The organism is Streptomyces sp. NPDC020807, from assembly GCF_040641575.1.
Classification (GTDB): Bacteria; Actinomycetota; Actinomycetes; order Streptomycetales; family Streptomycetaceae; genus Streptomyces.
Window position 1 is genome coordinate 174782 of record NZ_JBFADU010000010.1, and the last position, 20916, is coordinate 195697.

The window sequence follows — 20916 nt, forward strand, 5'->3', positions numbered from 1 at the left end:
ATCCGCAGCCGACGCATTCCGGACGGTATTTCTCCGCTCCCGGGGTCCTGGGCATCACCGGGATTCCCAGGAATCCCAGGGAATCCGGGGAAATACCGCTACCGATCTCCCCACCAGAGCCGAGCCGTTCTAGGCTCTTCGGTAACGCCGAGTCGCGCACTGTGAGCGACGCCGGGCAAGGAGGGCCGCATGACCGTACGGCGAGTAATGGGCATCGAGACGGAGTACGGGATCTCCGTTCCCGGGCACCCGAACGCCAATGCCATGCTCACCTCGTCCCAGATCGTCAACGCCTACGCGGCGGCGATGCACCGGGCGCGCCGCGCCCGCTGGGACTTCGAGGAGGAGAACCCGCTGCGGGACGCCCGCGGCTTCGACCTCGCCCGCGAGGCCGCCGACTCCAGCCAGCTCACCGACGAGGACATCGGCCTCGCCAACGTGATCCTCACCAACGGGGCCCGGCTCTACGTGGACCACGCCCACCCCGAGTACAGCGCGCCCGAGGTGACCAACCCGCGCGACGCCGTCCTCTGGGACAAGGCCGGCGAGCGGATCATGGCGGAGGCCGCCCTGCGCGCCGCCCAGCTCCCCGGAGCCCAGCCGATCCACCTCTACAAGAACAACACCGACAACAAGGGCGCGTCCTACGGCACGCACGAGAACTACCTGATGAAGCGGGAGACCCCCTTCTCGGACATCGTGCGCCACCTGACGCCCTTCTTCGTCTCCCGCCAGGTCGTCACCGGGGCCGGCCGCGTCGGCATCGGCCAGGACGGCCGGGAGGACGGCTTCCAGATCAGCCAGCGCGCCGACTACTTCGAGGTCGAGGTCGGGCTGGAGACCACCCTCAAGCGGCCCATCATCAACACGCGCGACGAGCCGCACGCCGACGCGGAGAAGTACCGCCGCCTGCACGTGATCATCGGCGACGCGAACCTCTCCGAGATCTCCACCTACCTCAAGCTGGGCACGACCGCGCTCGTGCTCTCGATGATCGAGGACGGTTTCATCACCGTCGACCTCGCCGTCGACCAGCCCGTCCGCACCCTCCACCACGTCTCGCACGACCCGACCCTCCAGTACCTGGTCACGCTCCGCAGCGGCCGGACCCTCACCGCGGTCCAGCTGCAGATGGAGTACTTCGAGCTGGCCAGGAAGTACGTGGAGGAGCGGTACGGCTCGGACGCCGACGAGCAGACCAAGGACGTCCTCACGCGCTGGGAGGACACCCTCAACCGGCTCGAGAACGATCCGATGAGCCTCGCCGGCGAACTGGACTGGATCGCCAAGCGGGAGCTCATGGAGGGCTACCGGCGACGCGACAACCTCGACTGGGACGCGGCCCGCCTGCACCTGGTGGACCTCCAGTACGCGGACGTGCGCCCCGACAAGGGCCTCTACAACCGCCTGGTGGCCCGCGGACGCATGAAGCGGCTCCTGGACGAGACCGAGGTCGTGCGCGCCGAGACGGCGCCGCCCGAGGACACCAGGGCGTACTTCCGCGGCCGCTGCCTCGAGCAGTACGCGGACGACGTCGCCGCGGCCTCCTGGGACTCGGTGATCTTCGACCTGCCGGGCCGCGACTCGCTCCAGCGCGTCCCGACCCTGGAGCCGCTGCGCGGCACCAAGGCCCACGTCGCGGCCCTCCTGGACCGGTGCCGCACGGCCGAGGAACTCGTACGGGTCCTGTCCGGAAAGTGATCGGTGCCCCGATCGGGGCCTGAAATGCCCCGGCACTGGGAATCATGAAAACAGTGCCCGGGCGTTGTGGAAACAAGGGGCCGATGTCAGACCCGAAGGATAGGGTCTGATCTTGTAAGCACTCGACCGAGCGGGCCGAATTTCGAGCGGGGTGAGGGATATGGCGACCAAGGACACCGGCGGCGGACAGCAGAAGGCGACGCGTTCCACGGAGGAGGTCGAGGAGACCACCACGGAGGCGAGCTCCGACCTCCAGGAACGCCAGGAGAAGCTCAGCGACGACGTGGACTCGGTCCTCGACGAAATCGACGACGTACTCGAGTCCAACGCCGAGGAGTTCGTGAGGTCCTTCGTGCAAAAGGGTGGCGAGTAGCCGCCTCACGCGCCTGAACCCCTCCGTCCCCGGAGCCCCGGAGAAAGCCGTGGGCCCGGGGACGGATGACAGGCGACGGCACGGGTATGGTCCGTGCACAACAGCAAGATCGGTCCGTCCGTCCCACGGCGGGCCGGTTCTCCCACCCGGAAGGAATCGCGTGGAAGCCAACCCTCGTAGCACCGGGCGTCTGCCGGCGGCCTTCCTGACGCCGGGATCGTCCTCGTTCATGGACTTCCTGTCGGCCCACTCCCCGGAGATGCTCCCCGGTCACCGGAAGCTGCCGGAGGGCGTCATCGAGGCCCCGCACGGCACGACCATCGTGGCGGCCACCTTCGCCGGGGGCGTCGTGCTCGCCGGTGACCGGCGGGCCACCATGGGCAACATGATCGCGCAGCGGGACATCGAGAAGGTGTTCCCGGCCGACGAGTACTCGGCCGTCGGCATCGCCGGCACCGCCGGTCTCGCCGTGGAGATGGTCAAGCTCTTCCAGCTGGAGCTGGAGCACTTCGAGAAGGTGGAGGGCGCCACGCTCTCCCTGGAGGGCAAGGCGAACCGCCTGTCCACGATGATCCGCGGCAACCTCGGCATGGCCATGCAGGGGCTCGCGGTCGTGCCGCTCTTCGCGGGCTGGGACGAGGGCAGGGAGAAGGGCCGCATCTTCTCCTACGACGTGACCGGCGGCCGCTCCGAGGAGCACGGGTACGCGGCGACGGGCTCCGGCTCGATCTTCGCCCGCGGCTCGATGAAGAAGCTCTACCGCGCGGACCTCACCGAGGAGCAGGCCACCACGCTCGTGGTCCAGGCGCTGTACGACGCGGCGGACGACGACTCGGCGACCGGCGGGCCCGACATGGCCCGCAGGATCTTCCCGATCGTCACCGTCATCACCGATGAGGGCTTCCGCAGGCTCACCGAGGCCGAGTCCTCCGAGCTGGCCCGATCGGTCACCGAGCGGCGACTCGAGCAGCCCGACGGGCCGCGCGCCGCCCTGCTCTGACCGTCCCTCGCCCGAAGCCCCCTTCAGACCGGAAGAAAGGGACGGTAGCCGGTGTCCACGCCGTTCTATGTCTCACCCCAGCAGGCCATGGCCGACCGGGCGGAGTACGCCCGCAAGGGCATCGCCCGAGGCCGCAGCCTCGTCGTCCTCCAGTACACCGACGGCATCGTCTTCGTCGGCGAGAACCCCTCGCGGGCGCTCCACAAGTTCAGCGAGATCTACGACCGGATCGGCTTCGCCGCCGCCGGCAAGTACAACGAGTACGAGAACCTCCGCATCGGCGGCGTGCGCTACGCCGACCTGCGGGGCTACACCTACGACCGGGACGACGTCACCGCGCGCGGCCTGGCGAACGTCTACGCCCAGACGCTGGGCACGATCTTCTCCAGCGCGGGGGAGAAGCCCTACGAGGTCGAGCTCGTCGTCGCCGAGGTCGGCGCCGAGCCGGAGGGCGACCAGATCTACCGGCTGCCCCACGACGGTTCGATCGTCGACGAGCACGGCTCGGTCGCGGTCGGCGGGAACGCGGAGCAGATCAGCTCCTTCCTGGACCAGCGGCACCGGGACGGCATGTCCCTCGCCGAGGCCCTGAAGCTCGCGGTGCAGGCCCTCTCGCGGGACACCAACGGCACCGAGCGGGAGATCCCCGCGGAGCGCCTGGAGGTGGCGGTCCTGGACCGCACGCGTCCGCAGCAGCGCAAGTTCAAGCGGGTCGTCGGCCGTCAGCTGTCCCGCCTCCTGGAGGCGGACAACGCGGCCCTGACGAAGACGGACGAGCCCTCGGACGAGGCTCCCGAGGAGTAGGCCGTCGCTGTCGGAAGGGGCCCCGATCCGGACGGATCGGGGCCCCTTCCGCGTACGTGCTCCGTGGTGTCCGCTCCGCGTGCGTGCTCGGCGGTGTCCGCTCCGCGTGCGTGCTCCGCGTGTCAGGCCGCCGGCGCGGGGCCCGAGGAGCCGCGGCAGGCGAGGGTGACCGGGAGGTCGTCCGGCTGCGGCGGTTCGCCCGCGAGGACGGCCAGGAGGGCCGCCATGCCCCGCTCGCCGATGCGCTCGGCGGGCAGCGAGACGGTGGTGAGCTCCGGCTCGACGGCGGTCGCGAGCGCGAGGTCGTCGAAACCGGTCACCGAGATGTCCTCGGGGACCCGGAGCCCGAGGCGTCGGACGGCCTTGCAGGCGCCGGCCGCGAGGATGTCGTCGTCGCACACGAGCGCCGTGGGGAGCGGGCCGGGCCCCGAGAGGGCCCGCTCGGCGGCCGCCATGGCGCCGTGCACGTCCAGGGGCGCCCGGACGGTCCGTACGGAGACGCCGGCGAGGGACTCGGCGAGCGCGGCGGCCCGGACGTCGAAGGTCCAGGACGGGACCGCCGAGGCGAGGTGGACGAACCGCCGGTGGCCGAGGGCGAGCAGGTGGCCGGTGACCTGGCGCATGCCGTCCGCGACGTCGAGGTTCACGTGCGCGGCGGCGCCGGTGTCGGCCGGGTCGCTGTCGAGCATGACGAGGGGCAGGTCGGTGCCCCGGAAGGCCTTGAGGGCGTCCGAGGCCATCGAGGAGGCGATGACCCCGTCGAGGGCGGCACGGGCGGACGCGAAGGGGTCCCTGGCGGGCCCGACGCCGTCGGGGGAGGGGTAGAGGACGACGCCGAAGCCGTGCCGGGCGGCGACGGTCGCCGCGCCCGTGTAGACCCGGGCGAAGAACTCGTTGGTGAGCGCCGGGACGACGAGCAGGGCCGTGCGGGTGTGGCCGAGGCGGAGGTTCCGGGCGGCGAGGTTGGGCCGGTAGCCGAGGCTCCGGGCGGCTTCCCGGACGGTGTCGGCGGTGCGCTCGGAGACGCGCCCGCGCCACTTGTCGCCGAGGACGAGCGAGACGGTGGCCTGCGAGACGCCGGCGGCCCTGGCGACGTCCCTGCTGGTCGGGCGCGTGCCGCCGAGCGGCTCCGGGGTCTGCACACAAGCCTCCGCGTCGGACGGGTCGCGGTACCGGGCGCCCAGGTCCTGTGCTGGGGCCTGTCCGGTACGTCGGATGGAATCCGGACAGTACCCGGTCGCGGGCGCAGCGCGGGCTGGACCCGCGCGCCGCCGACATGGTACGTATAACGACGCACGTTATACGTAAAACCTCGGCGGTGTCCGAGGCGGAGGGGAGACCCACATGGCCACCGAGGCCACGGCACACGGCGGCTATCTCGACATCCTCAGGGCGCCGCACGCGGCCCGGCTGCTCGCCGGCACCCTCGTCGGCCGCCTGCCCAACGGCATCGGCCCCATCGCCGTGACCCTCTTCGTCCGCGACCAGGGCGGCAGCTACACGCTCGCCGGCGGCCTCATCGCCGCCTACGGCCTCGCCACCGCCGTCGGCCAGCCCCTCCTGGGCCGCGCCGTCGACCTCAGGGGCCAGCTGCGCGTCCAGCTGCCCGCCGCCGTCCTCTCCGCCCTCGGCATGGTCCTGCTCGCGCTCACCGGCATCGGGAACCTCCCCCTCGCCTACGCGGCCGTCGTCCTCGCCGGACTCTTCACCCCACCCCTTGAGGGCGGCCTGCGGGCCCTGTGGCCGAGCGTCCTCGGCCGTGAGGACCGGGTCCACCGCGCGTACGCCCTCGACGCCGTCGCCCAGGAGGTCATGTTCACCGTCGGGCCCCTCCTCCTGACGCTGCTCGTCGCCCTCTGGTCGCCGGCCGCCGCGCTCCTCGTCGTCAACGTCCTCGGCGTCCTCGGCGCCCTCAGCGTCGTCCTCTCCGCGCCCTCCCGCGCCTGGCGCTCCGCGCCCCGCGAGGCCCACTGGCTCGGCGCCCTGCGTTCGCCCGGCCTCCTCGCCCTCCTCGGCTCCTTCTTCTTCGTCGGCCTCGCGCTCGGCTCGATCACCGTCGCCGCCGTCGCCTACGCCGACGACCGCGGCGCGCCGTCCGTCTACGGCTGGCTGATGGCCGCCCTCGGCCTCGGCGCCCTCCTCGGCGGCGTCGCCTACGGCGCGCGCCCCTGGGCCGGTGCGCCCGAGAGCCGGCTCCGGGTCCTCGTCCTGCTGCTCGCGCTCTGCTACCTGCCGCTCACGCTCACGCCCGGCCCCGTCGCCATGACCGGCCTCGCGGTCCTGTCCGGCGTCTTCCTGGCCCCGGCCCTCGCCTGCGCGTTCATCGTGGTCGACCGGCACGCCCCGACCGGCACCGTCACCGAGGCCTTCTCCTGGCTCGTCACGACCTTCGGCGTCGGCGCTGCCCTCGGCTCGGCCGTCGCCGGCCCCGCCGTCGAACTCGCCGGGACGCCCACCGGGTTCGCCGTCGCCGGCGCGGGCGGTCTCGTCGCCTTCCTCGTCCTCCTCGCCACCGGAAGGGTCCTGCGGGCACCGGCCGCCCGGGCGGTCCCCGAGGCGCGACACGCCGTCAGCGCGGGCGGTTCCACCCCCGTACACACCGAAAAGAACACGCACTGATCGGAAAATGATCGAAACGGGAACGTCCAACCCGGTTTCAGCACAGGCCGTCAGGCGTAATGTTCAGACATGGACCGCCGCATTTTCGGGCTGGAGAACGAGTACGGCGTCACGTGCACGTTCAGGGGACAGCGCCGACTGTCTCCTGACGAAGTGGCGCGCTACCTCTTCCGCCGTGTCGTGTCATGGGGCCGCAGCAGCAATGTCTTCCTGCGGAACGGCGCCCGCCTGTACCTCGACGTGGGTTCGCATCCGGAATACGCCACACCGGAATGCGACAACGTGACCGAACTGGTCACGCACGACAAGGCGGGCGAGCGCATTCTCGAGGGCCTGCTCGTCGACGCCGAACGCCGCCTGCACGAGGAGGGAATCGCGGGCGACGTCTATCTCTTCAAGAACAACACCGACTCGGCCGGAAACTCCTACGGCTGCCACGAGAACTATCTCGTCGCCCGCCACGGGGAGTTCTCCCGCCTCGCGGACATCCTGATTCCCTTCCTCGTCACCCGGCAGCTCATCTGCGGTGCGGGAAAGGTCCTCCAGACCCCGCGCGGCGCGGTCTTCTGCGTCTCCCAGCGCGCCGAGCACATCTGGGAGGGCGTCAGCTCCGCGACCACCCGCTCCCGACCCATCATCAACACCCGGGACGAGCCCCACGCCGACGCCGAGCGGTACCGCCGCCTCCACGTCATCGTGGGCGACTCGAACATGTCCGAGACGACCATGCTGCTCAAGGTCGGCGCCACCGACCTGGTGCTCCGCATGATCGAGGCCGGCACCGTCATGCGCGACCTCACCCTGGAGAACCCGATCCGGGCCATCCGCGAGGTCAGCCACGACATCACGGGCCAGCGCAAGGTCAGGCTCGCCAGCGGACGCGAGGCCTCCGCCCTCGAGGTCCAGCGCGAGTACTACGACAAGGCCGTCGACTTCGTCGACCGGCGCGGCATCCGCACCGGCACCGTCGCCCAGGTCCTGGAGCTCTGGGGACGCACGCTCGACGCGATCGAGAACGAGCAGCTCGACCGCATCGAGACCGAGATCGACTGGGTCATGAAGCACCGGCTCATCGAGCGGTACCGGGCCAAGCACAACATGACCATGTCGAATCCGCGGGTCGCGCAGATAGACCTCGCGTACCACGACATCCACCGCCGCCGCGGGCTGTACTACCTGCTCCAGAAGAACGGCCAGGCGGCCCGGATCTGCAACGACCTGAAGATCTTCGAGGGCAAGTCCGTGCCCCCGCAGACCACCCGGGCCCGGCTCCGCGGCGACTTCATCCGCCGCGCACAGGAGCAGCGCCGGGACTTCACCGTCGACTGGGTGCATCTCAAGCTCAACGACCAGGCGCAGCGCACCGTGCTGTGCAAGGACCCGTTCCGCTCCGTCGACGAGCGCGTGGAAAAGCTGATCGCCGGGATGTAGCACCGTCATGACGGACCGTGGGGCCCCGCACTTCTGGCGTGCGGGGCCCTCGACGTGACAGGAGGAACCCCTAGAGTGTCGGCACAACTACTGTGCCGTCTGAGATCTGAGGAACACGTGCGCCGACTTGCCGGCCTTCTCGTCGTCCCGCTGCTGCTGCTTTCCACGGCGGCGTGCGGCAGCGACGACAAGGGCTCCGATTCCGCCTCGATGAAGAACGGGCTTCCCGCCATCACCGCGGGCGCCGAGTTCGGTCAGAAGCCGACCCTCTCGAAGGGCGAGGGCGACCCGCCCAAGGAACTGAAGGTCAACGTCATCAGCGAGGGCGACGGCCCGGTGACGAAGGACGGCGACGCGCTCCAGGTGAACTACCTGGGTCAGGCGTGGGACTCCACGACCCCCTTCGACAACAGCTTCGACCGCGGCACCCCCTTCGACCTCACGCTCGGCGCCGGTCAGGTCATCAAGGGCTGGGACCAGGGCCTCAAGGGCCAGAAGGTCGGCAGCCGCGTCGAGATCGGCATCCCGCCGGAGCTCGGTTACGGCGCCCAGGGCCAGGGCGACATCAAGCCCAACGCGACCCTCGTCTTCGTCGTGGACATCCTGAAGGCCGCCACCATCCCGAAGTCGGCCGAGGGCACCGTCGTCCCGCAGGAGGACAAGAACCTTCCGAAGGTCGGCACCAACACGGACGGCAAGGCGCCCACGCTGACCGTTCCCAAGGTCGCCGCGCCGACCAAGCTCGTCTCGAACTACGTCCTCGAGTCCAAGGGCGAGGTCGTCAAGGCCACCGACACGGTCGTCGTGAACTACGTCGCCGCCCTGTGGAAGGACGGCAAGGTCTTCGACTCGACGTACACCACCGGCAAGCCCGCGAACTTCCCGCTGCCCCAGCTCACGCTGAAGGGCCTGAAGAACGGCCTCGTCGGCAAGAAGATCGGCAGCCGCGTCCTGATCGTCGCCCCGCCGTCCGAGGCCTTCGGCGACCAGGAGAAGCAGGGCATCCCGAAGAACTCCACGCTCGTCTTCGCGGTGGACATCCTCACCAAGATGTAAGGACGACGCCGCCCCACGGCGGCGGAGATGTAAGACTGTCCTGATCGAGCAGTACATCAGTTTGAGGAGCAGTTCCGTGAGCATCGAGAAGCCCGAGGTCGACTTCCCGGGTGGCGAGCCGCCGAAGACCCTGCAGATCCGGGACATCTGGGAGGGTGACGGCGCCGAGGCCAAGGCCGGCGCCAGGGTCTCCGTCCACTACGTGGGCGTGGCCTTCTCCACCGGCGAGGAGTTCGACTCCTCCTGGAACCGCGGCACCCCGCTGCAGTTCCAGCTCGGTGTCGGCCAGGTCATCTCCGGCTGGGACCAGGGCGTCCAGGGCATGAAGGTCGGCGGCCGTCGCGAGCTGATCATCCCCGCGGACCTCGCCTACGGCGACCGCGGTGCCGGCAGCGCCATCGCCCCGGGCGAGACGCTGATCTTCGTCTGCGACCTCGTCGCCGTCTGATCACCGTCTGATCGCCGATCGTCCGATCGGCGGAGACACCCCGAGGGCCCCCGCCGTCCGTGGCGGGGGCCCTCGGCTTTCGTCCCGAGACCCCGGGGCGGTACGGTCGGACGTCCGACAGTGGGATCCGGCAAAAGGGGTGCGGGGCGTCGATGGCGATTGCCAAGTCCGAGCGGCTGATGAATCTCGCGCTGTGCCTGCTCGGGACGCGCCGCCCGCTCAGCAAGCGCGAGCTCCGCGGCTCCATCGAGGCCTACCTCGAAGCGAGCGGCGACGAAGCCTTCAACCGGATGTTCGAGCGCGACAAGGACGACCTGCGCGAGCTCGGCCTCGTCATCGAGACCGTCGAGAACCTGGACGGCGAGACCGGCTACCTCGCCCGCCGCGACTCCAACCGGCTCCCGCCCATCACCCTCGACGCCGAGGAGGCCGCCGCGCTCGGCCTCGCCGCCAGGGTCTGGCAGCAGGCCCGGCTCGCCGGAGCCGCCAGCGGCGCCCTCCAGAAGCTCCGCGCCGCGGGCATGCCGGAGGCCGAGGACTCGTACGACGTCCAGCCCAGCGCCCTCGAACCCCGCATCCCGGTCCACGAGGCCGCCTTCGAGCCCCTCATGCTGGCCTGTCGCGACCGCCGGCCGGTCGTCTTCGACTACCGCAAGGCCAACGCCGCCCGCCCCGAGTCCCGCCAGGTCGAACCCTGGACCCTCGAATGCTGGCGCGGCCACTGGTACCTCGCGGGCTGGGACCGCGACCGGGGCGCCGAGCGGGTCTTCCGGCTCTCCCGGATCACCGGGAAGGTCCGCTCCCGCGCCGGAGCCTTCACCGCGCCCGTGCCCGACGTCGTGACCGTCCGCGAGACCGTCGAGAGCTGGGCCGGCGAGACCGCCACCCGCTCCGCCCGGATCCGGCTGCGCGCCGGCTGCGGCTACCCGCTGCGCGCCCGCGCCCAGTCCGTGCGGGTCGGCGAGGACGGCTGGGACGAGCTGGAGATCCCGTACGGGCACGGCCTCGACGCCTGGCTCGTCGAGTTCGGCCCCGACGTCGTCGTGCTGGAGCCGGCCGATCTGCGGGCCGATGTACTGGACCGGCTGCGCGCCGTGGCCAAGGGCTGAGGGGGAGACGTACCGCATGGCTGCCAACGCGATCGACCAGACGAGGCGGATGCTGTCCCTCGTCACCTATCTCCGCGAGCGCCCCGGCGCGCACGTCGCCGACGTGGCGCGCGCCTTCGGGATCACCGAGGACGAGCTCATCTCCGACCTCGACGTGCTGCCCATGTGCGGCACCAGCTTCCGGGGCGGGGACCTGCTCGACATCGACACCGACGGCGACCGGATCTGGTGGCACAACCCCGACGACGTCGCGGCGCCGCTGCGGCTCGCGGCCGACGAGGCGACGGCCCTCCTGGTCGCCGCCCGCGCCGTCGCCACCCTGCCGGGCCTGCGCGAGAGCGACCGGGACGCGCTCGTGCGCGCCACCGCCAAGCTGGAGGCCGCGGCCGGAGAGGCCGCCGGGGCCAGCTCGCGCCTCTCCGTCACCTTCGAGTCCGAGGGCGGCGTCTTCGCCGAGGTCGACCGCGCCATCTCCGAGCGCCGGCGCCTGTGGGTGCGCTACTACTCGCCCGCCCGCGACGAGCTCACCGAGCGCGAGGTCGACCCGATCCGCCTCTTCGCCGTCGGCCACACCTACATGGAGGCGTGGTGCCGCCTCTCCGAGGCGCGCCGCACCTTCCGCCTCGACCGGGTCGTCGAGATCCGGCTCCTGGACGAGCACGCCGCGCCGCCCGAGCTCGAACTCCGCGACCTCTCCGAAGGACTCGTCCAGCCCTCCGCCGACGACCCCGAGGTGGTCGTCGAGGTCGGCCCCGGCGGCCGCTGGGTCGCCGAGTACTACCCGCACGACCGTGCCGAGGAGCTTCCCGACGGCGGCCTGCGGATCACGCTGAGGACGCCGGACCCCGCCTCGCTGAAGAGACTCGCGCTGCGCCTCGGCAGCGACGGCCGGATCGTCGCTCCGCGCGAGCTCGCCGACAGCGCCCGCGAGGCCGCGACGGCCGCGCTCGCCGCGTACGAGGAGGTCTGAGGTGACACGCGGCCTGACGGCGACGATGGCCCCGGTCCTCTTCAAGGCCGCCTGCCCGGACTGCCGCGCCCGCTTCGAGCTCGCGGCGAGCGCCCTGCGGCTAGCCATCGGCGGAAGCCGCCGTACGACCTTCTACTCCTTCACCTGCCCCGAGTGCGGCAGCTCCGTCCGCAAGCCTGCGGGGGAGCGGATCGTCGAACTCCTCACGGGCGGCGGCGTCCGGACCCTGCGGCTCCACACGACCGGCTGAGGAGAGGCCGCCGGCCGGGCCGGCCGGGCCCGTTCCGACCGCCCGTTCGGTTCGCTCCGAGGGTCCGAGCGGCTCGCGCCGGAGGCCTGAGCGGCCCGTTCCGCCCGCCACCGTCTAGGCTCGGCGCATGTTCTGGCCCATGCTCGCCATCGCTCTCGGCTTCCTCGGCATCGCCGTCCTCGGCGTCCTCGCCATCAAGGTCTTCCTCGAGGTCCAGCGCCTCGGCCGCCAAGTGGCCCGTACCACAGAACGGATCAGCGCGGCGGCCGAAGAGCTCGAAGACGCGGCCACAGGACTGGCCCGTACGGGTGAGACGCTGCGCTGAACGCGTGCCACACGCTGCGCCGATGCCGTGCCGCGCGCACCACGAAGGGCCCCCTACCAGCGCTCCCACGACGAAATTCGCAGTATGCAGGGGCATTGCCCTGCGTTTACTCCTGCGGGTTACGATCGCAGGCAGCGCGGTGGCCGGACGCACGTCCGACCCGCCGGGCACGCAACCATGCCGCCTCGGTGAGAAGAGACCACAGCCATGTTCCGTCAGATCGGCCCCCTCGAGATCAGCCTCATCCTCCTCGTCATCGTGCTGCTCTTCGGTGCCAAGAAGCTTCCGGAGATGGCGCGCTCGCTCGGCAAGTCCGCCCGCATCCTCAAGAGCGAGGCCAAGGCGATGAAGTCCGAGGGCGGCGAGACCGCTCCCGCCGGCCCGCCGGCCGACCAGGCGACCCCGGCCCAGCGCACCATCAAGGCCGCGCCCGGCGACGTCTCCAGCGCCCGCCCGGTCACCGAGACCACGGACACCACCCAGCGCTGATCCCGGCCCGACCCGCTCGCCCCAAGGGCGCCGCTCGGCGTCCTGCCCGCATGAGATGAGGACGTGGGTTGCTCAAGTCTGCCCGCACACAGAAGGAGAAGGACCCCGAGGGGCGGATGCCTCTCGCGGACCATCTGCGTGAGCTGCGCAACCGCGTGGCCAAGGCGATGCTGGCGATCGTCGCGGCCTCGATCGTGGCCGCGTTCTTCAGCCAGCAACTGATGGACCTTCTGGCCTCGCCCGTGCCCAAGTGCACGACGTCCGGTGCGGTGACGGACAACACGGGCGGACGCTGTGTGACCCTCGCGTACCAGACCATGCTGTCCCCCTTCACCTCGACGGTGAAGGTCGTCATGCTGGCGGGCCTGCTCGCGTCCACGCCGGTCTGGCTGTACCAGCTGTGGGCGTTCATCGCGCCCGGCCTCCACAAGAGCGAGAAGAAGTACACGTACATCTTCTCCGCCGTGGCCGTCCCCCTCTTCGCCGCCGGCGCGCTCACCGCGTTCCTGATCATGCCGGTCAGCGTGCGGGTGCTCATCAGCATCACGCCCGACGTTGCGTCGAACTTCCTCTCGCTCGACGACATGCTCGACTTCACCACGCGCATGGTGCTGGTCTTCGGTCTCGCCTTCGAGCTCCCCCTGCTGCTGATCATGCTCAACCTCACCGGCGTGGTGACGGGCAAGCGCATGGCCGGCTGGTGGCGGGCCATGATCATGGGCACCTTCGTCTTCGGCGCGGTGGCCACGCCGTCCACCGACCCGCTCGGCATGATCGCCCTCGCCGGTCCGATCATCCTCCTGTACTTCGCCGCGGTGGGCATCGCGCTGCTCAACGACAAGCGGCGCAGGCGGGCCGACCCCGACGCCGCGCTCGACGACGACGAGGCCTCCTCGCTCGACCTCACCCCGCAGTCGGTCGAGGCCGTCGAACCCGTCAGCGCCGCCAGGGCCCTGCCCGAGCAGGCCAACGGGTCGGGCGGTGCGGTCCACCGCGCGAACGGCTACGACGACATCACCTGATCTCCTGATCTCCCGAAATCCCCCAGGTCATGGGCCTGGGGGATTTCGCGTTTCCGGGCCGGTCCCATTCCCCCGATAAAGATCGCGTCACTGTCAGAGGTGGCGGGTAGGCTCGACAACAAGATGACAGAGGACCTCACGCCAGCCGAAGCGTACGCAGCCGCCCGCGCCCGAAACGCCGAGCGGAAGACCGCCCTGGCCCCCTTCCGCGAGATGTACGAGTTCGGTCTGGACCCCTTCCAGATCGAGGCCTGCAAGGCCCTCGAAGCGGGCAAGGGCGTGCTCGTCGCCGCGCCCACGGGCTCCGGCAAGACCATCGTCGGCGAGTTCGCCGTCCACCTCGCCCTGAGCCAGGGCCGCAAGTGCTTCTACACGACCCCGATCAAGGCGCTGTCGAACCAGAAGTTCGCCGACCTCGTGAAGCGGTACGGAGCCGAGAAGGTCGGCCTCCTCACCGGTGACAACAGCGTCAACGGGGACGCGCCGGTCGTCGTCATGACCACCGAAGTCCTCCGCAACATGCTGTACGCGGGGTCCCAGGCCCTCTCCGGCCTCGGGTACGTGGTGATGGACGAGGTGCACTACCTCTCGGACCGCTTCCGCGGCGCCGTCTGGGAGGAAGTGATCATCCACCTCCCGGAGTCCGTCACGCTGGTCTCGCTCTCCGCGACCGTGTCCAACGCCGAGGAGTTCGGCGACTGGCTCGACACGGTCCGCGGCGACACCGAGGTCATCGTCTCCGAGAGCCGCCCCGTGCCGCTGTGGCAGCACGTCCTGGCCGGACGCCGGATGTACGACCTCTTCGAGGAGGAGACCGACCACGGCGGCCGCGGCGCGGCCCGCCGCGAGGTCAACCCCGACCTCCTCCGCCTGGCCCGGACCGAGAACTCGCGCACGTACAACCCGCGCGACCGGCGCCGCGGCAAGATGGTCCGCGAGGCCGACCGCGAGCGCGAGCGCCGCCAGCGCTCCCGGATCTGGACCCCCGGGCGGCCCGAGGTCATCGAGCGCCTCGACGCCGAGGGACTCCTCCCGGCCATCACCTTCATCTTCAGCCGCGCCGGCTGCGAGGCCGCCGTACAGCAGTGCCTGTACGCGGGACTCCGGCTCAACGACGACGCGGGACGGCAGCGGGTCCGCGAGATCGTCGAGGAGCGCACGGCCGCCATCCCCTCCGAGGACCTCCACGTCCTCGGCTACTACGAGTGGCTCGAAGCCCTGGAGCGGGGCATCGCCGCCCACCACGCCGGCATGCTCCCGACCTTCAAGGAGGTCGTCGAGGAGCTCTTCGTCCGCGGCCTCGTGAAGGCCGTCTTCGCCACCGAGACGCTCGCGCTCGGCATCAACATGCCGGCGCGGTCCGTCGTCCTCGAGAAGCTCGTCAAGTGGAACGGCGAACAGCACGCCGACATCACCCCCGGCGAGTACACCCAGCTCACCGGCCGCGCCGGACGCCGGGGCATCGACGTCGAGGGCCACGCCGTGGTGCTCTGGCAGCGCGGCCTCGACCCGGACCACCTCGCGGGCCTCGCCGGCACGCGCACGTACCCGCTGCGCTCCAGCTTCCGGCCCTCGTACAACATGGCGGTCAACCTGGTCGACCAGTTCGGCCGGCACCGCTCGCGCGAGCTCCTGGAGACCTCCTTCGCCCAGTTCCAGGCCGACCGCTCCGTCGTGGGCATCTCGCGCCAGGTGCAGAAGAACGAGGAGGGCCTGGAGGGGTACCGCGAGGGCATGACGTGCCACCTCGGCGACTTCGAGGAGTACGCGCGGCTCCGCCGCGACCTCAAGGACCGCGAGACGGACCTGGCCCGGCAGGGTGCCTCGCAGCGGCGCGCCCAGGCCGCCGAATCGCTGGAGAAGCTCAAGCCGGGCGACGTCATCCACGTCCCCACCGGCAAGTTCGCGGGCCTCGCGCTCGTCCTCGACCCCGGCATCCCGGGGCGGATCAACGGGCACCGCGGCTTCGAGCACCACGAGGGCCCCCGTCCGCTCGTCCTCACCGCCGAGCGCCAGGTCAAGCGGCTCGCGTCGATCGACTTCCCGGTCCCCGTCCAGGCGCTGGAGCGCATGCGGATCCCGAAGTCCTTCAACCCGCGCTCCCCGCAGTCCCGCAGGGACCTCGCCTCGGCGCTGCGCAGCAAGGCTGGGCACATCAACCCCGAGCGTCACCACAAGCAGCGCTCGGCCGCCGCCGACGACCGGCAGATCGCCCGGCTGCGGACCGAGATCAGGGCGCATCCCTGCCACGGCTGCGACGAGCGCGAGGACCACGCCCGCTGGGCCGAGCGCTACTACCGCCTGCAGCGCGACACCCGGCAGCTGGAGAAGCGGATCGAGGGGCGGACCAACACCATCGCCCGTACCTTCGACCGGATCGTCGCGCTCCTCACCGAGCTCGACTACCTGCGGGGCGACGAGGTCACGGACAACGGCAAGCGGCTCGCCCGGCTCTACGGGGAGCTCGACCTCCTGGCCAGCGAGTGCCTGCGCGACCGCGTCTGGGAGGGGCTGACGCCTCCCGAACTCGCCGCGTGCGTCTCGGCGCTGGTCTTCGAGTCGCGCCAGGCGGACGACGCCGTCGCGCCGAAGCTGCCCGCGGGCAACGCGAAGGCGGCGCTCGGCGAGATGGTCCGCATCTGGGGCCGGCTCGACGCGCTCGAGGAGGAGTTCAAGATCAACCAGGCGGAGGGCGTCGGCCAGCGCGAGCCGGACCTCGGCTTCGCCTGGGCCGCCTACCAGTGGGCCTCCGACAAGAGCCTCGACGAGGTGCTGCGCGAGGCGGAGATGCCCGCCGGCGACTTCGTCCGCTGGTGCAAGCAGGTCATCGACGTCCTCGGGCAGATCGCCGCGGCGGCGCCGAAGGAGAACAGCACGGTCGCGAAGAACGCCCGCAAGGCGGTGGATTCGCTGCTGCGCGGTGTGGTGGCCTACAGCTCGGTGGGCTGAGGCCGGACCGTCGGTCGAAGGGGCCCGTGGCGCGTGTGTGCCACGGGCCCCTTCGCCGTACCCGACGTCCTCCCGTTGACGGGAAGTTATCCACAGGTCGTCGTCCACAGGGCTGGCATGTGACGGGGCGTTCCGATTGCATGGACTCGCACACACGGACAGGGAGTTGGGGAGGGGACGTACGTGACCACGCAAGCCGGTCCCGACGCCGGGACGGACACATCGCGTCCCGGCGCGACCATCGTCGAGGGCCCCCGGGGAGTGCCGTTCCTCGGGAACCTGCCGGCCTTCGGCAAGGATCCCCTCGCCTTCTTCGAACAGCTCCGCGAGCGCGGCGACTTCGTGCGCTGGCGCTTCGGCCGGGGCCCCGCGCTCTTCATCGCCCACCCGGACGCCATCGGGGAGCTCCTCACCGAGGTCGAGCGGACCTTCGACCAACCCGACCTGGGCATCGCCTTCCGCACGCTCCTCGGAAACGGGGTCGTGGTCGCCAAGGGCGCCGACTGGCGGCGCAAGCGCTCCCTCGTCCAGCCCTCGGTCCGCCCCAAGCAGGTCAAGTCGTACGCGGCGACGATGAGCGAGTGCGCGGTGGACCTGGCCGACCGCTGGAGCGACGGGCAGCGGGTCGACATCAAGAAGGAGATGGCCGCCCTCACCCAACTCGTCGCGGTCCGCACCATCTTCGGCGTCGACACGGCGGCCGACGCGGAGGCGATCGGGCGGGCGATGGACGTCGCGCAGCAGGAGATCGGCGCGGAGTTCAGCGGGATCGGGGCGTTGCTGCCGGACTGGGTGCCCACGCCCGGACGCGCCCGCATCAAGCGGGCGACGGCCGTGATCGACGCCGAGGTCGCCCGCGTCGTCTCCCGCCACCGCGACGGCGACACGGAGCGGCCCGACCTCCTCAGCCGCCTCCTCGCCGCACGGGACGAGACGGGGGCCAGCCTCTCCGACCGGGAGATCCGCGACGAGACGGTCACGCTCTACATCGGCGGTCACGAGACGACGAGTTCGACGCTGGTATGGGCCTGGCACCTGCTCTCGCGCAACCCCCGCGTCCGCGACGCCCTCGCCGAGGAGCTCGACCGGGTCCTCGCCGACCACGAGCCGGGCTACGAGGACTACGCCTCTCTGACCTACACCCAGGCCGTCGTGAAGGAGACCCTGCGGCTCTACCCGACGATCTGGCTCCTCACCGGCATCGCCAAGGAGGGCGCCACGCTCGGCGGCGCGCCCGTCCCGGCCGGCACCCGCGTCTGGTCGAGCCAGTGGGCGACCCAGCGCGACCCCCGCTGGTACGGGGACGCGGAGGCCTTCCGGCCCGAGCGGTGGCTCCCCGGCGAGTACGGCCAACCGGCCGAGGAGATACCGGAGTACGCGTGGTACCCGTTCGGCGGTGGCCCCCGGGTCTGCCTCGGTACGCGCTTCGCCATGGTCGAGGCGGTCCTCATCCTCGCGGTCCTCGCCCGCCGCTACCACCTGGACCTGCTCACCGACGAGATACGCCCGGTCCCGAGCCTCACGCTCCAGCCGGACCGAGAGGTCCTGGCGACGGTCCGCGCCCGGCGCTGACGTATCTTCGCGGAATGCCCGAGAACCCCGAGAAGTTCGACACCGCGATGGCCGGCTGGACGGAGTGGCAGGAGGCGCCCTGGGGCCGTATCCGCTACACGGTCGCCGAGGCGAACCTGCTGCGTCACGTCGGTGGCCCCGCCGAGGGCCCCCTGAGGGTCCTCGACCTGGCGGGCGGCGACGGCGGGGACGCGATACGCCTCGCCGCCCGGGGGCACCACGTCACCGTCGTCGACCACGCCCCGGCCATGCTCGCCGCCGCGGGCGAACGCGCGGCGGCGGGCGGCCTGTCGGAGCGGGTGGCGTGCGTCCGCGCCGACGTGACGGAGCTCCCGGCGGACCTCGCCGCCGGCGAGTTCGACGTGGTGCTCTGCCACAACCTCGTGCAGTACGTCGACGACGTCCCGGCGACCCTCGCGGGGGCGCTCGCGCCCCTGAGGGAAGGAGGCCTCTTCTCCCTGATGGCCATCAACCGCCACTCGGAGGCCCTGAACATCGCCGTCCGCCGGACGGACCCGCGGGCGGCCCTGGCAGCCCTCGGCGACGACCGGCTCCAGAGCGCCCTGTTCGACGCCGAACTGACCCTCCACACCGCGGAGGAGCTCATCCCGACCCTGGAATCCCTCGGCTGCGAGGACGTCCACCACTACGGCATCCGTACCTTCTGCGACTACATCACCGACGACGCCCGCAAGTACGACCCGGGGTACTACGCCGACCTGGAACGCCTGGAACTCGCGACGACGGCCCTCCACCCGTACCCGCACACGGCCCGGCTCCTCCAGCTCACGGCGAGGAAGCGGCTGACGGGCTGACGGCGGGTGCCTCGCGGCGGCGGTCACGGGGTTCTCGGAGCCCCGCGCGCAGGAGGGCCTCCGCCAGGTCGCGGAGGTCGCCGGCGCGCAGCACGCGGTCGCCGAAGCCGGGGAGGGGTACGTGGAGGGCGGCGGCCCAGCGGGCCGGGACGGCACCGGCGCCGTGGACCGCTCCCGCGAGCATGCCGGTGACGGCCGCCACGGTGTCCGTGTCGCCGCCGAGGTCCACCGCCGCGCCGAGGGCCTCCTCGAAGGAGCCCGTGGTGCGCAGCGCCCACACGGCCGAGCCGAGGCACGGCCAGACCGCGCCGTTGAACTCGGTCGCGTCGTCGGGGTGCCACGCGGGGGAGAGGACGCGGGCCCAGCGTTCCCGATGGGTGACGGGCACCTCGGAGAGCGCCCCGGGCAGAGCGGTGAGCGGGTCCTCGCCCAGGAGGGCCGTCCGCACGAGTTCGTGGAGGATCGCCGTACCCTCCCCGGCCGCCCTGTCCCCGTGGGTCAGTGCGGAGATGCGACGGGCGGCGTCCATGGTCCCGGTCCGGCCGCGGGGAGCGAAGCGGACGGCGGCGGTCGATGCCCGCATGAGCGAACCGTTCCCCGCAGCGCGGGAGTTGACCCGGAAGTGACGGTTCGCGGCGAGGTCCCACGGGTCGCCGCCGAGCAGGACCTGTTCGGTCTGGAGGCCGATGTCCTTGGGTTCGGCCGCGGCCCAGCGGCGGAATCGGCCGAAGATGTCCGGCAGGTCGAGGCCGTGCCGTTCGAGGAGCGATTCCCCGACGAGGACGGCCATCTGCGTGTCGTCGGTCGCCTCGCCCGGATCCCAGCCGCCCCCTCCGCACAGCTCTCCCCGGCCGTCCGGAAACCGTTCGCGGAAGAGGCCGGGCAGCCCGAACTCGAAGGGTGCGCCGAGGGCGTCGCCCGCGGCGGAGCCCAGGACGGCGCCGACCGCCCGGTCCATGTCTCGCATGGGCACGGAGCCTATTGCGTCGCGGGTCGCCGGTGGAGGGAGGGGGAGGCCGGGGACGGGCGGAGGCTGAGCGCCGTGGCCGTCGCGGCTGCGACGGCGAGGACCGTCGCTGCCGTGAGGGTGGTGGCGTCCGGGGACGTGAGGGGCTGGCCTCGGAGGGCCTGCCAGGTGAGGAGGGCGAAGGCGGCCGCGTAGGTGGTGGCGGCGGTGAGGGTGAGGCGGAGGCGGACGCGGGGGTCGGCCAGGCGGGGGAAGCGGGGCGCCAGGGCGGTCAGGGCGAGGAGGAGCAGGGGCAGCAGCTGGAGGGCGTGCATGCCGAAGAAGTGGGGGACGCGGAGGTCGCCGCCGGTGGTGGCCCAGCCGGTCAGGGGGAGGGACGGGCCGCCGTCCGGGACGCCGACGCTGTGGGCGCCGACGACGGACGGGTTCTCCGTCGCCAGCTGGTCCGGGGTCGGGGCCACCATCAGGAAGCCCACGGCAGCGCCCGCGAGGGCGATGAGGGAGGAGAGGCGGACGGCCCAGGCGGTGGCGGGGTCGAGGATGCGGGCGCGCAGCAGGAGGACGGCGATGACCAGCGCGGCCAGCCACAGGACGCCGACCGTGGCGCCCATGATCTGGAAGACGGCCGTGTCGAAGGCGGTCGCCTGGTTGAAGTGGCTCCGGGTGCCCCGGACGACCTGAAGGGTGATCAGGACCATCTCGGCGGCGCTCGCGGCGGTGACGACCGTCCCGGCCCACCAGCCGATCCGCCGGCCTCGGGGGAGCAGGGTGAGCATCCACGCGAGCGAGAGCGCGTAGGCGACGAACGAGACCGAGAACTTGAACGGCTTGGTCCAGATCGGCACGCCCACGAGGATCCGGTCGTCGGCGACCAGTCCGACGGCGGAGACCACGGCCAGGGCGACCATCGAGCCCGCGAACCAGACGAGCGGCCGGTGCCAGGCGGATAAGAGCGGCATGGGAACCCCCGTGAAGTATGGATAGCGACACTAGCCGCTATCTGATAGCTCCACTAT

The 20916-nt window shown here is 71.5% G+C and carries 20 protein-coding genes; 17 read left to right on the forward strand and 3 right to left on the reverse strand.

Translation table 11 applies throughout. The features are described from left to right. Nucleotides 1-189: 189 nt before the first annotated feature. The 4 genes from dop (at nt 190) to prcA (ending at nt 3878) form a co-directional block, all read left to right on the forward strand. The gene (gene dop / locus AB0G79_RS17920; protein ID WP_360807356.1) at nt 190-1701 is read left to right on the forward strand and encodes a depupylase/deamidase Dop; all 1512 of its coding nucleotides are present in this window, start codon (nt 190-192) and stop codon (nt 1699-1701) included. Between the two features lie 160 nt (nt 1702-1861). After that, nucleotides 1862-2074 (forward strand): ubiquitin-like protein Pup, encoded by a 213-nt coding sequence (locus AB0G79_RS17925; RefSeq protein ID WP_055644448.1) that lies wholly within the window; start codon nt 1862-1864, stop codon nt 2072-2074. A gap of 160 nt (nt 2075-2234) precedes the next feature. Next, nucleotides 2235-3074 (forward strand): proteasome subunit beta, encoded by an 840-nt coding sequence (prcB, locus tag AB0G79_RS17930; RefSeq protein WP_360807358.1) that lies wholly within the window; start codon nt 2235-2237, stop codon nt 3072-3074. 51 nt (nt 3075-3125) lie between these two features. Continuing rightward, nucleotides 3126-3878, forward strand: a complete 753-nt coding sequence (prcA, locus tag AB0G79_RS17935; protein ID WP_360807360.1) for a proteasome subunit alpha — start codon at nt 3126-3128, stop codon at nt 3876-3878. A 122-nt stretch (nt 3879-4000) separates the two neighbouring features. Here the strand turns inward: prcA and AB0G79_RS17940 are convergent, their stop codons facing one another. Beyond that, a complete protein-coding gene (locus AB0G79_RS17940; RefSeq protein WP_360807362.1) occupies nt 4001-5020 on the reverse strand; it encodes a LacI family DNA-binding transcriptional regulator in 1020 nt (339 codons plus the stop codon). A 202-nt stretch (nt 5021-5222) separates the two neighbouring features. On the opposite strand from AB0G79_RS17940, the gene AB0G79_RS17945 reads away from it, so the two are divergent. The 13 genes from AB0G79_RS17945 to AB0G79_RS18005 all read left to right on the forward strand — a co-directional run bounded on the left by AB0G79_RS17945 (nt 5223) and on the right by AB0G79_RS18005 (nt 18933). Then, nucleotides 5223-6497, forward strand: coding sequence for an MFS transporter (locus tag AB0G79_RS17945; RefSeq protein WP_360807364.1), 1275 nt, complete (start codon nt 5223-5225; stop codon nt 6495-6497). Between the two features lie 69 nt (nt 6498-6566). Continuing rightward, nucleotides 6567-7928, forward strand: coding sequence for a Pup--protein ligase (pafA, locus tag AB0G79_RS17950; protein WP_360807366.1), 1362 nt, complete (start codon nt 6567-6569; stop codon nt 7926-7928). A 117-nt stretch (nt 7929-8045) separates the two neighbouring features. After that, nucleotides 8046-8984 (forward strand): FKBP-type peptidyl-prolyl cis-trans isomerase, encoded by a 939-nt coding sequence (locus AB0G79_RS17955; protein WP_360807368.1) that lies wholly within the window; start codon nt 8046-8048, stop codon nt 8982-8984. Nucleotides 8985-9060: 76 nt separating this feature from the next. Further along, nucleotides 9061-9432, forward strand: coding sequence for an FKBP-type peptidyl-prolyl cis-trans isomerase (locus AB0G79_RS17960; RefSeq protein ID WP_360807370.1), 372 nt, complete (start codon nt 9061-9063; stop codon nt 9430-9432). Between the two features lie 152 nt (nt 9433-9584). After that, nucleotides 9585-10541 carry a WYL domain-containing protein gene (locus AB0G79_RS17965; protein WP_360807372.1) on the forward strand — a complete coding sequence of 319 codons (957 nt, stop codon included), beginning with the start codon at nt 9585-9587 and terminating at the stop codon, nt 10539-10541. Nucleotides 10542-10557: 16 nt separating this feature from the next. Beyond that, entirely contained in the window at nt 10558-11511 is a 954-nt protein-coding gene (locus AB0G79_RS17970; RefSeq protein WP_360807374.1) for a WYL domain-containing protein, read from the forward strand. A 25-nt stretch (nt 11512-11536) separates the two neighbouring features. Continuing rightward, nucleotides 11537-11761, forward strand: a complete 225-nt coding sequence (locus AB0G79_RS17975) for a hypothetical protein (protein WP_360807428.1) — start codon at nt 11537-11539, stop codon at nt 11759-11761. A 127-nt stretch (nt 11762-11888) separates the two neighbouring features. After that, nucleotides 11889-12086, forward strand: coding sequence for a hypothetical protein (locus AB0G79_RS17980; RefSeq protein WP_360807376.1), 198 nt, complete (start codon nt 11889-11891; stop codon nt 12084-12086). Nucleotides 12087-12293: 207 nt separating this feature from the next. After that, nucleotides 12294-12575: a Sec-independent protein translocase subunit TatA gene (gene tatA / locus AB0G79_RS17985; protein ID WP_360807378.1), complete on the forward strand. Its 282-nt coding sequence runs from the start codon at nt 12294-12296 to the stop codon at nt 12573-12575. Nucleotides 12576-12643: 68 nt separating this feature from the next. Further along, on the forward strand, nt 12644-13597 hold the full coding sequence (tatC, locus tag AB0G79_RS17990; RefSeq protein WP_360807380.1) for a twin-arginine translocase subunit TatC: 954 nt from the start codon (nt 12644-12646) through the stop codon (nt 13595-13597). A 123-nt stretch (nt 13598-13720) separates the two neighbouring features. After that, nucleotides 13721-16546, forward strand: coding sequence for a DEAD/DEAH box helicase (locus AB0G79_RS17995; protein ID WP_360807382.1), 2826 nt, complete (start codon nt 13721-13723; stop codon nt 16544-16546). A gap of 183 nt (nt 16547-16729) precedes the next feature. After that, nucleotides 16730-18118: a cytochrome P450 gene (locus AB0G79_RS18000; RefSeq protein WP_360807384.1), complete on the forward strand. Its 1389-nt coding sequence runs from the start codon at nt 16730-16732 to the stop codon at nt 18116-18118. 14 nt (nt 18119-18132) lie between these two features. Beyond that, the gene (locus AB0G79_RS18005) at nt 18133-18933 is read left to right on the forward strand and encodes a methyltransferase domain-containing protein (RefSeq protein ID WP_360807386.1); all 801 of its coding nucleotides are present in this window, start codon (nt 18133-18135) and stop codon (nt 18931-18933) included. Here AB0G79_RS18005 and AB0G79_RS18010 read toward each other — a convergent pair. Further along, complete coding sequence (locus tag AB0G79_RS18010) at nt 18905-19900, reverse strand: ADP-ribosylglycohydrolase family protein (RefSeq protein WP_360807388.1); 996 nt, start codon at nt 19898-19900, stop codon at nt 18905-18907. The two genes, AB0G79_RS18005 and AB0G79_RS18010, sit on opposite strands and share 29 nt — an antisense overlap. Nucleotides 19901-19911: 11 nt before the next feature. Beyond that, entirely contained in the window at nt 19912-20859 is a 948-nt protein-coding gene (locus AB0G79_RS18015; protein ID WP_360807390.1) for a hypothetical protein, read from the reverse strand. Between the last annotated feature and the right edge of the window lie 57 nt (nt 20860-20916).

Excerpts from the sequence above, each read along its gene's own strand:
- dop (WP_360807356.1), top strand. The coding sequence starts at position 190 with ATGACCGTACGGCGAGTAATGGGCATCGAGACGGAGTACGGGATCTCC.
- AB0G79_RS17925 (WP_055644448.1), top strand. The coding sequence starts at position 1,862 with ATGGCGACCAAGGACACCGGCGGCGGACAGCAGAAGGCGACGCGTTCC.
- AB0G79_RS17945 (WP_360807364.1), top strand. The coding sequence starts at position 5,223 with ATGGCCACCGAGGCCACGGCACACGGCGGCTATCTCGACATCCTCAGG.
- pafA (WP_360807366.1), top strand. The coding sequence starts at position 6,567 with ATGGACCGCCGCATTTTCGGGCTGGAGAACGAGTACGGCGTCACGTGC.
- AB0G79_RS17965 (WP_360807372.1), top strand. The coding sequence starts at position 9,585 with ATGGCGATTGCCAAGTCCGAGCGGCTGATGAATCTCGCGCTGTGCCTG.
- AB0G79_RS17970 (WP_360807374.1), top strand. The coding sequence starts at position 10,558 with ATGGCTGCCAACGCGATCGACCAGACGAGGCGGATGCTGTCCCTCGTC.
- AB0G79_RS17975 (WP_360807428.1), top strand. The coding sequence starts at position 11,537 with ATGGCCCCGGTCCTCTTCAAGGCCGCCTGCCCGGACTGCCGCGCCCGC.
- AB0G79_RS17980 (WP_360807376.1), top strand. The coding sequence starts at position 11,889 with ATGTTCTGGCCCATGCTCGCCATCGCTCTCGGCTTCCTCGGCATCGCC.
- tatA (WP_360807378.1), top strand. The coding sequence starts at position 12,294 with ATGTTCCGTCAGATCGGCCCCCTCGAGATCAGCCTCATCCTCCTCGTC.
- AB0G79_RS17995 (WP_360807382.1), top strand. The coding sequence starts at position 13,721 with ATGACAGAGGACCTCACGCCAGCCGAAGCGTACGCAGCCGCCCGCGCC.
- AB0G79_RS18005 (WP_360807386.1), top strand. The coding sequence starts at position 18,133 with ATGCCCGAGAACCCCGAGAAGTTCGACACCGCGATGGCCGGCTGGACG.
- AB0G79_RS18010 (WP_360807388.1), bottom strand. The coding sequence starts at position 19,900 with ATGCGAGACATGGACCGGGCGGTCGGCGCCGTCCTGGGCTCCGCCGCG.
- AB0G79_RS18015 (WP_360807390.1), bottom strand. The coding sequence starts at position 20,859 with ATGCCGCTCTTATCCGCCTGGCACCGGCCGCTCGTCTGGTTCGCGGGC.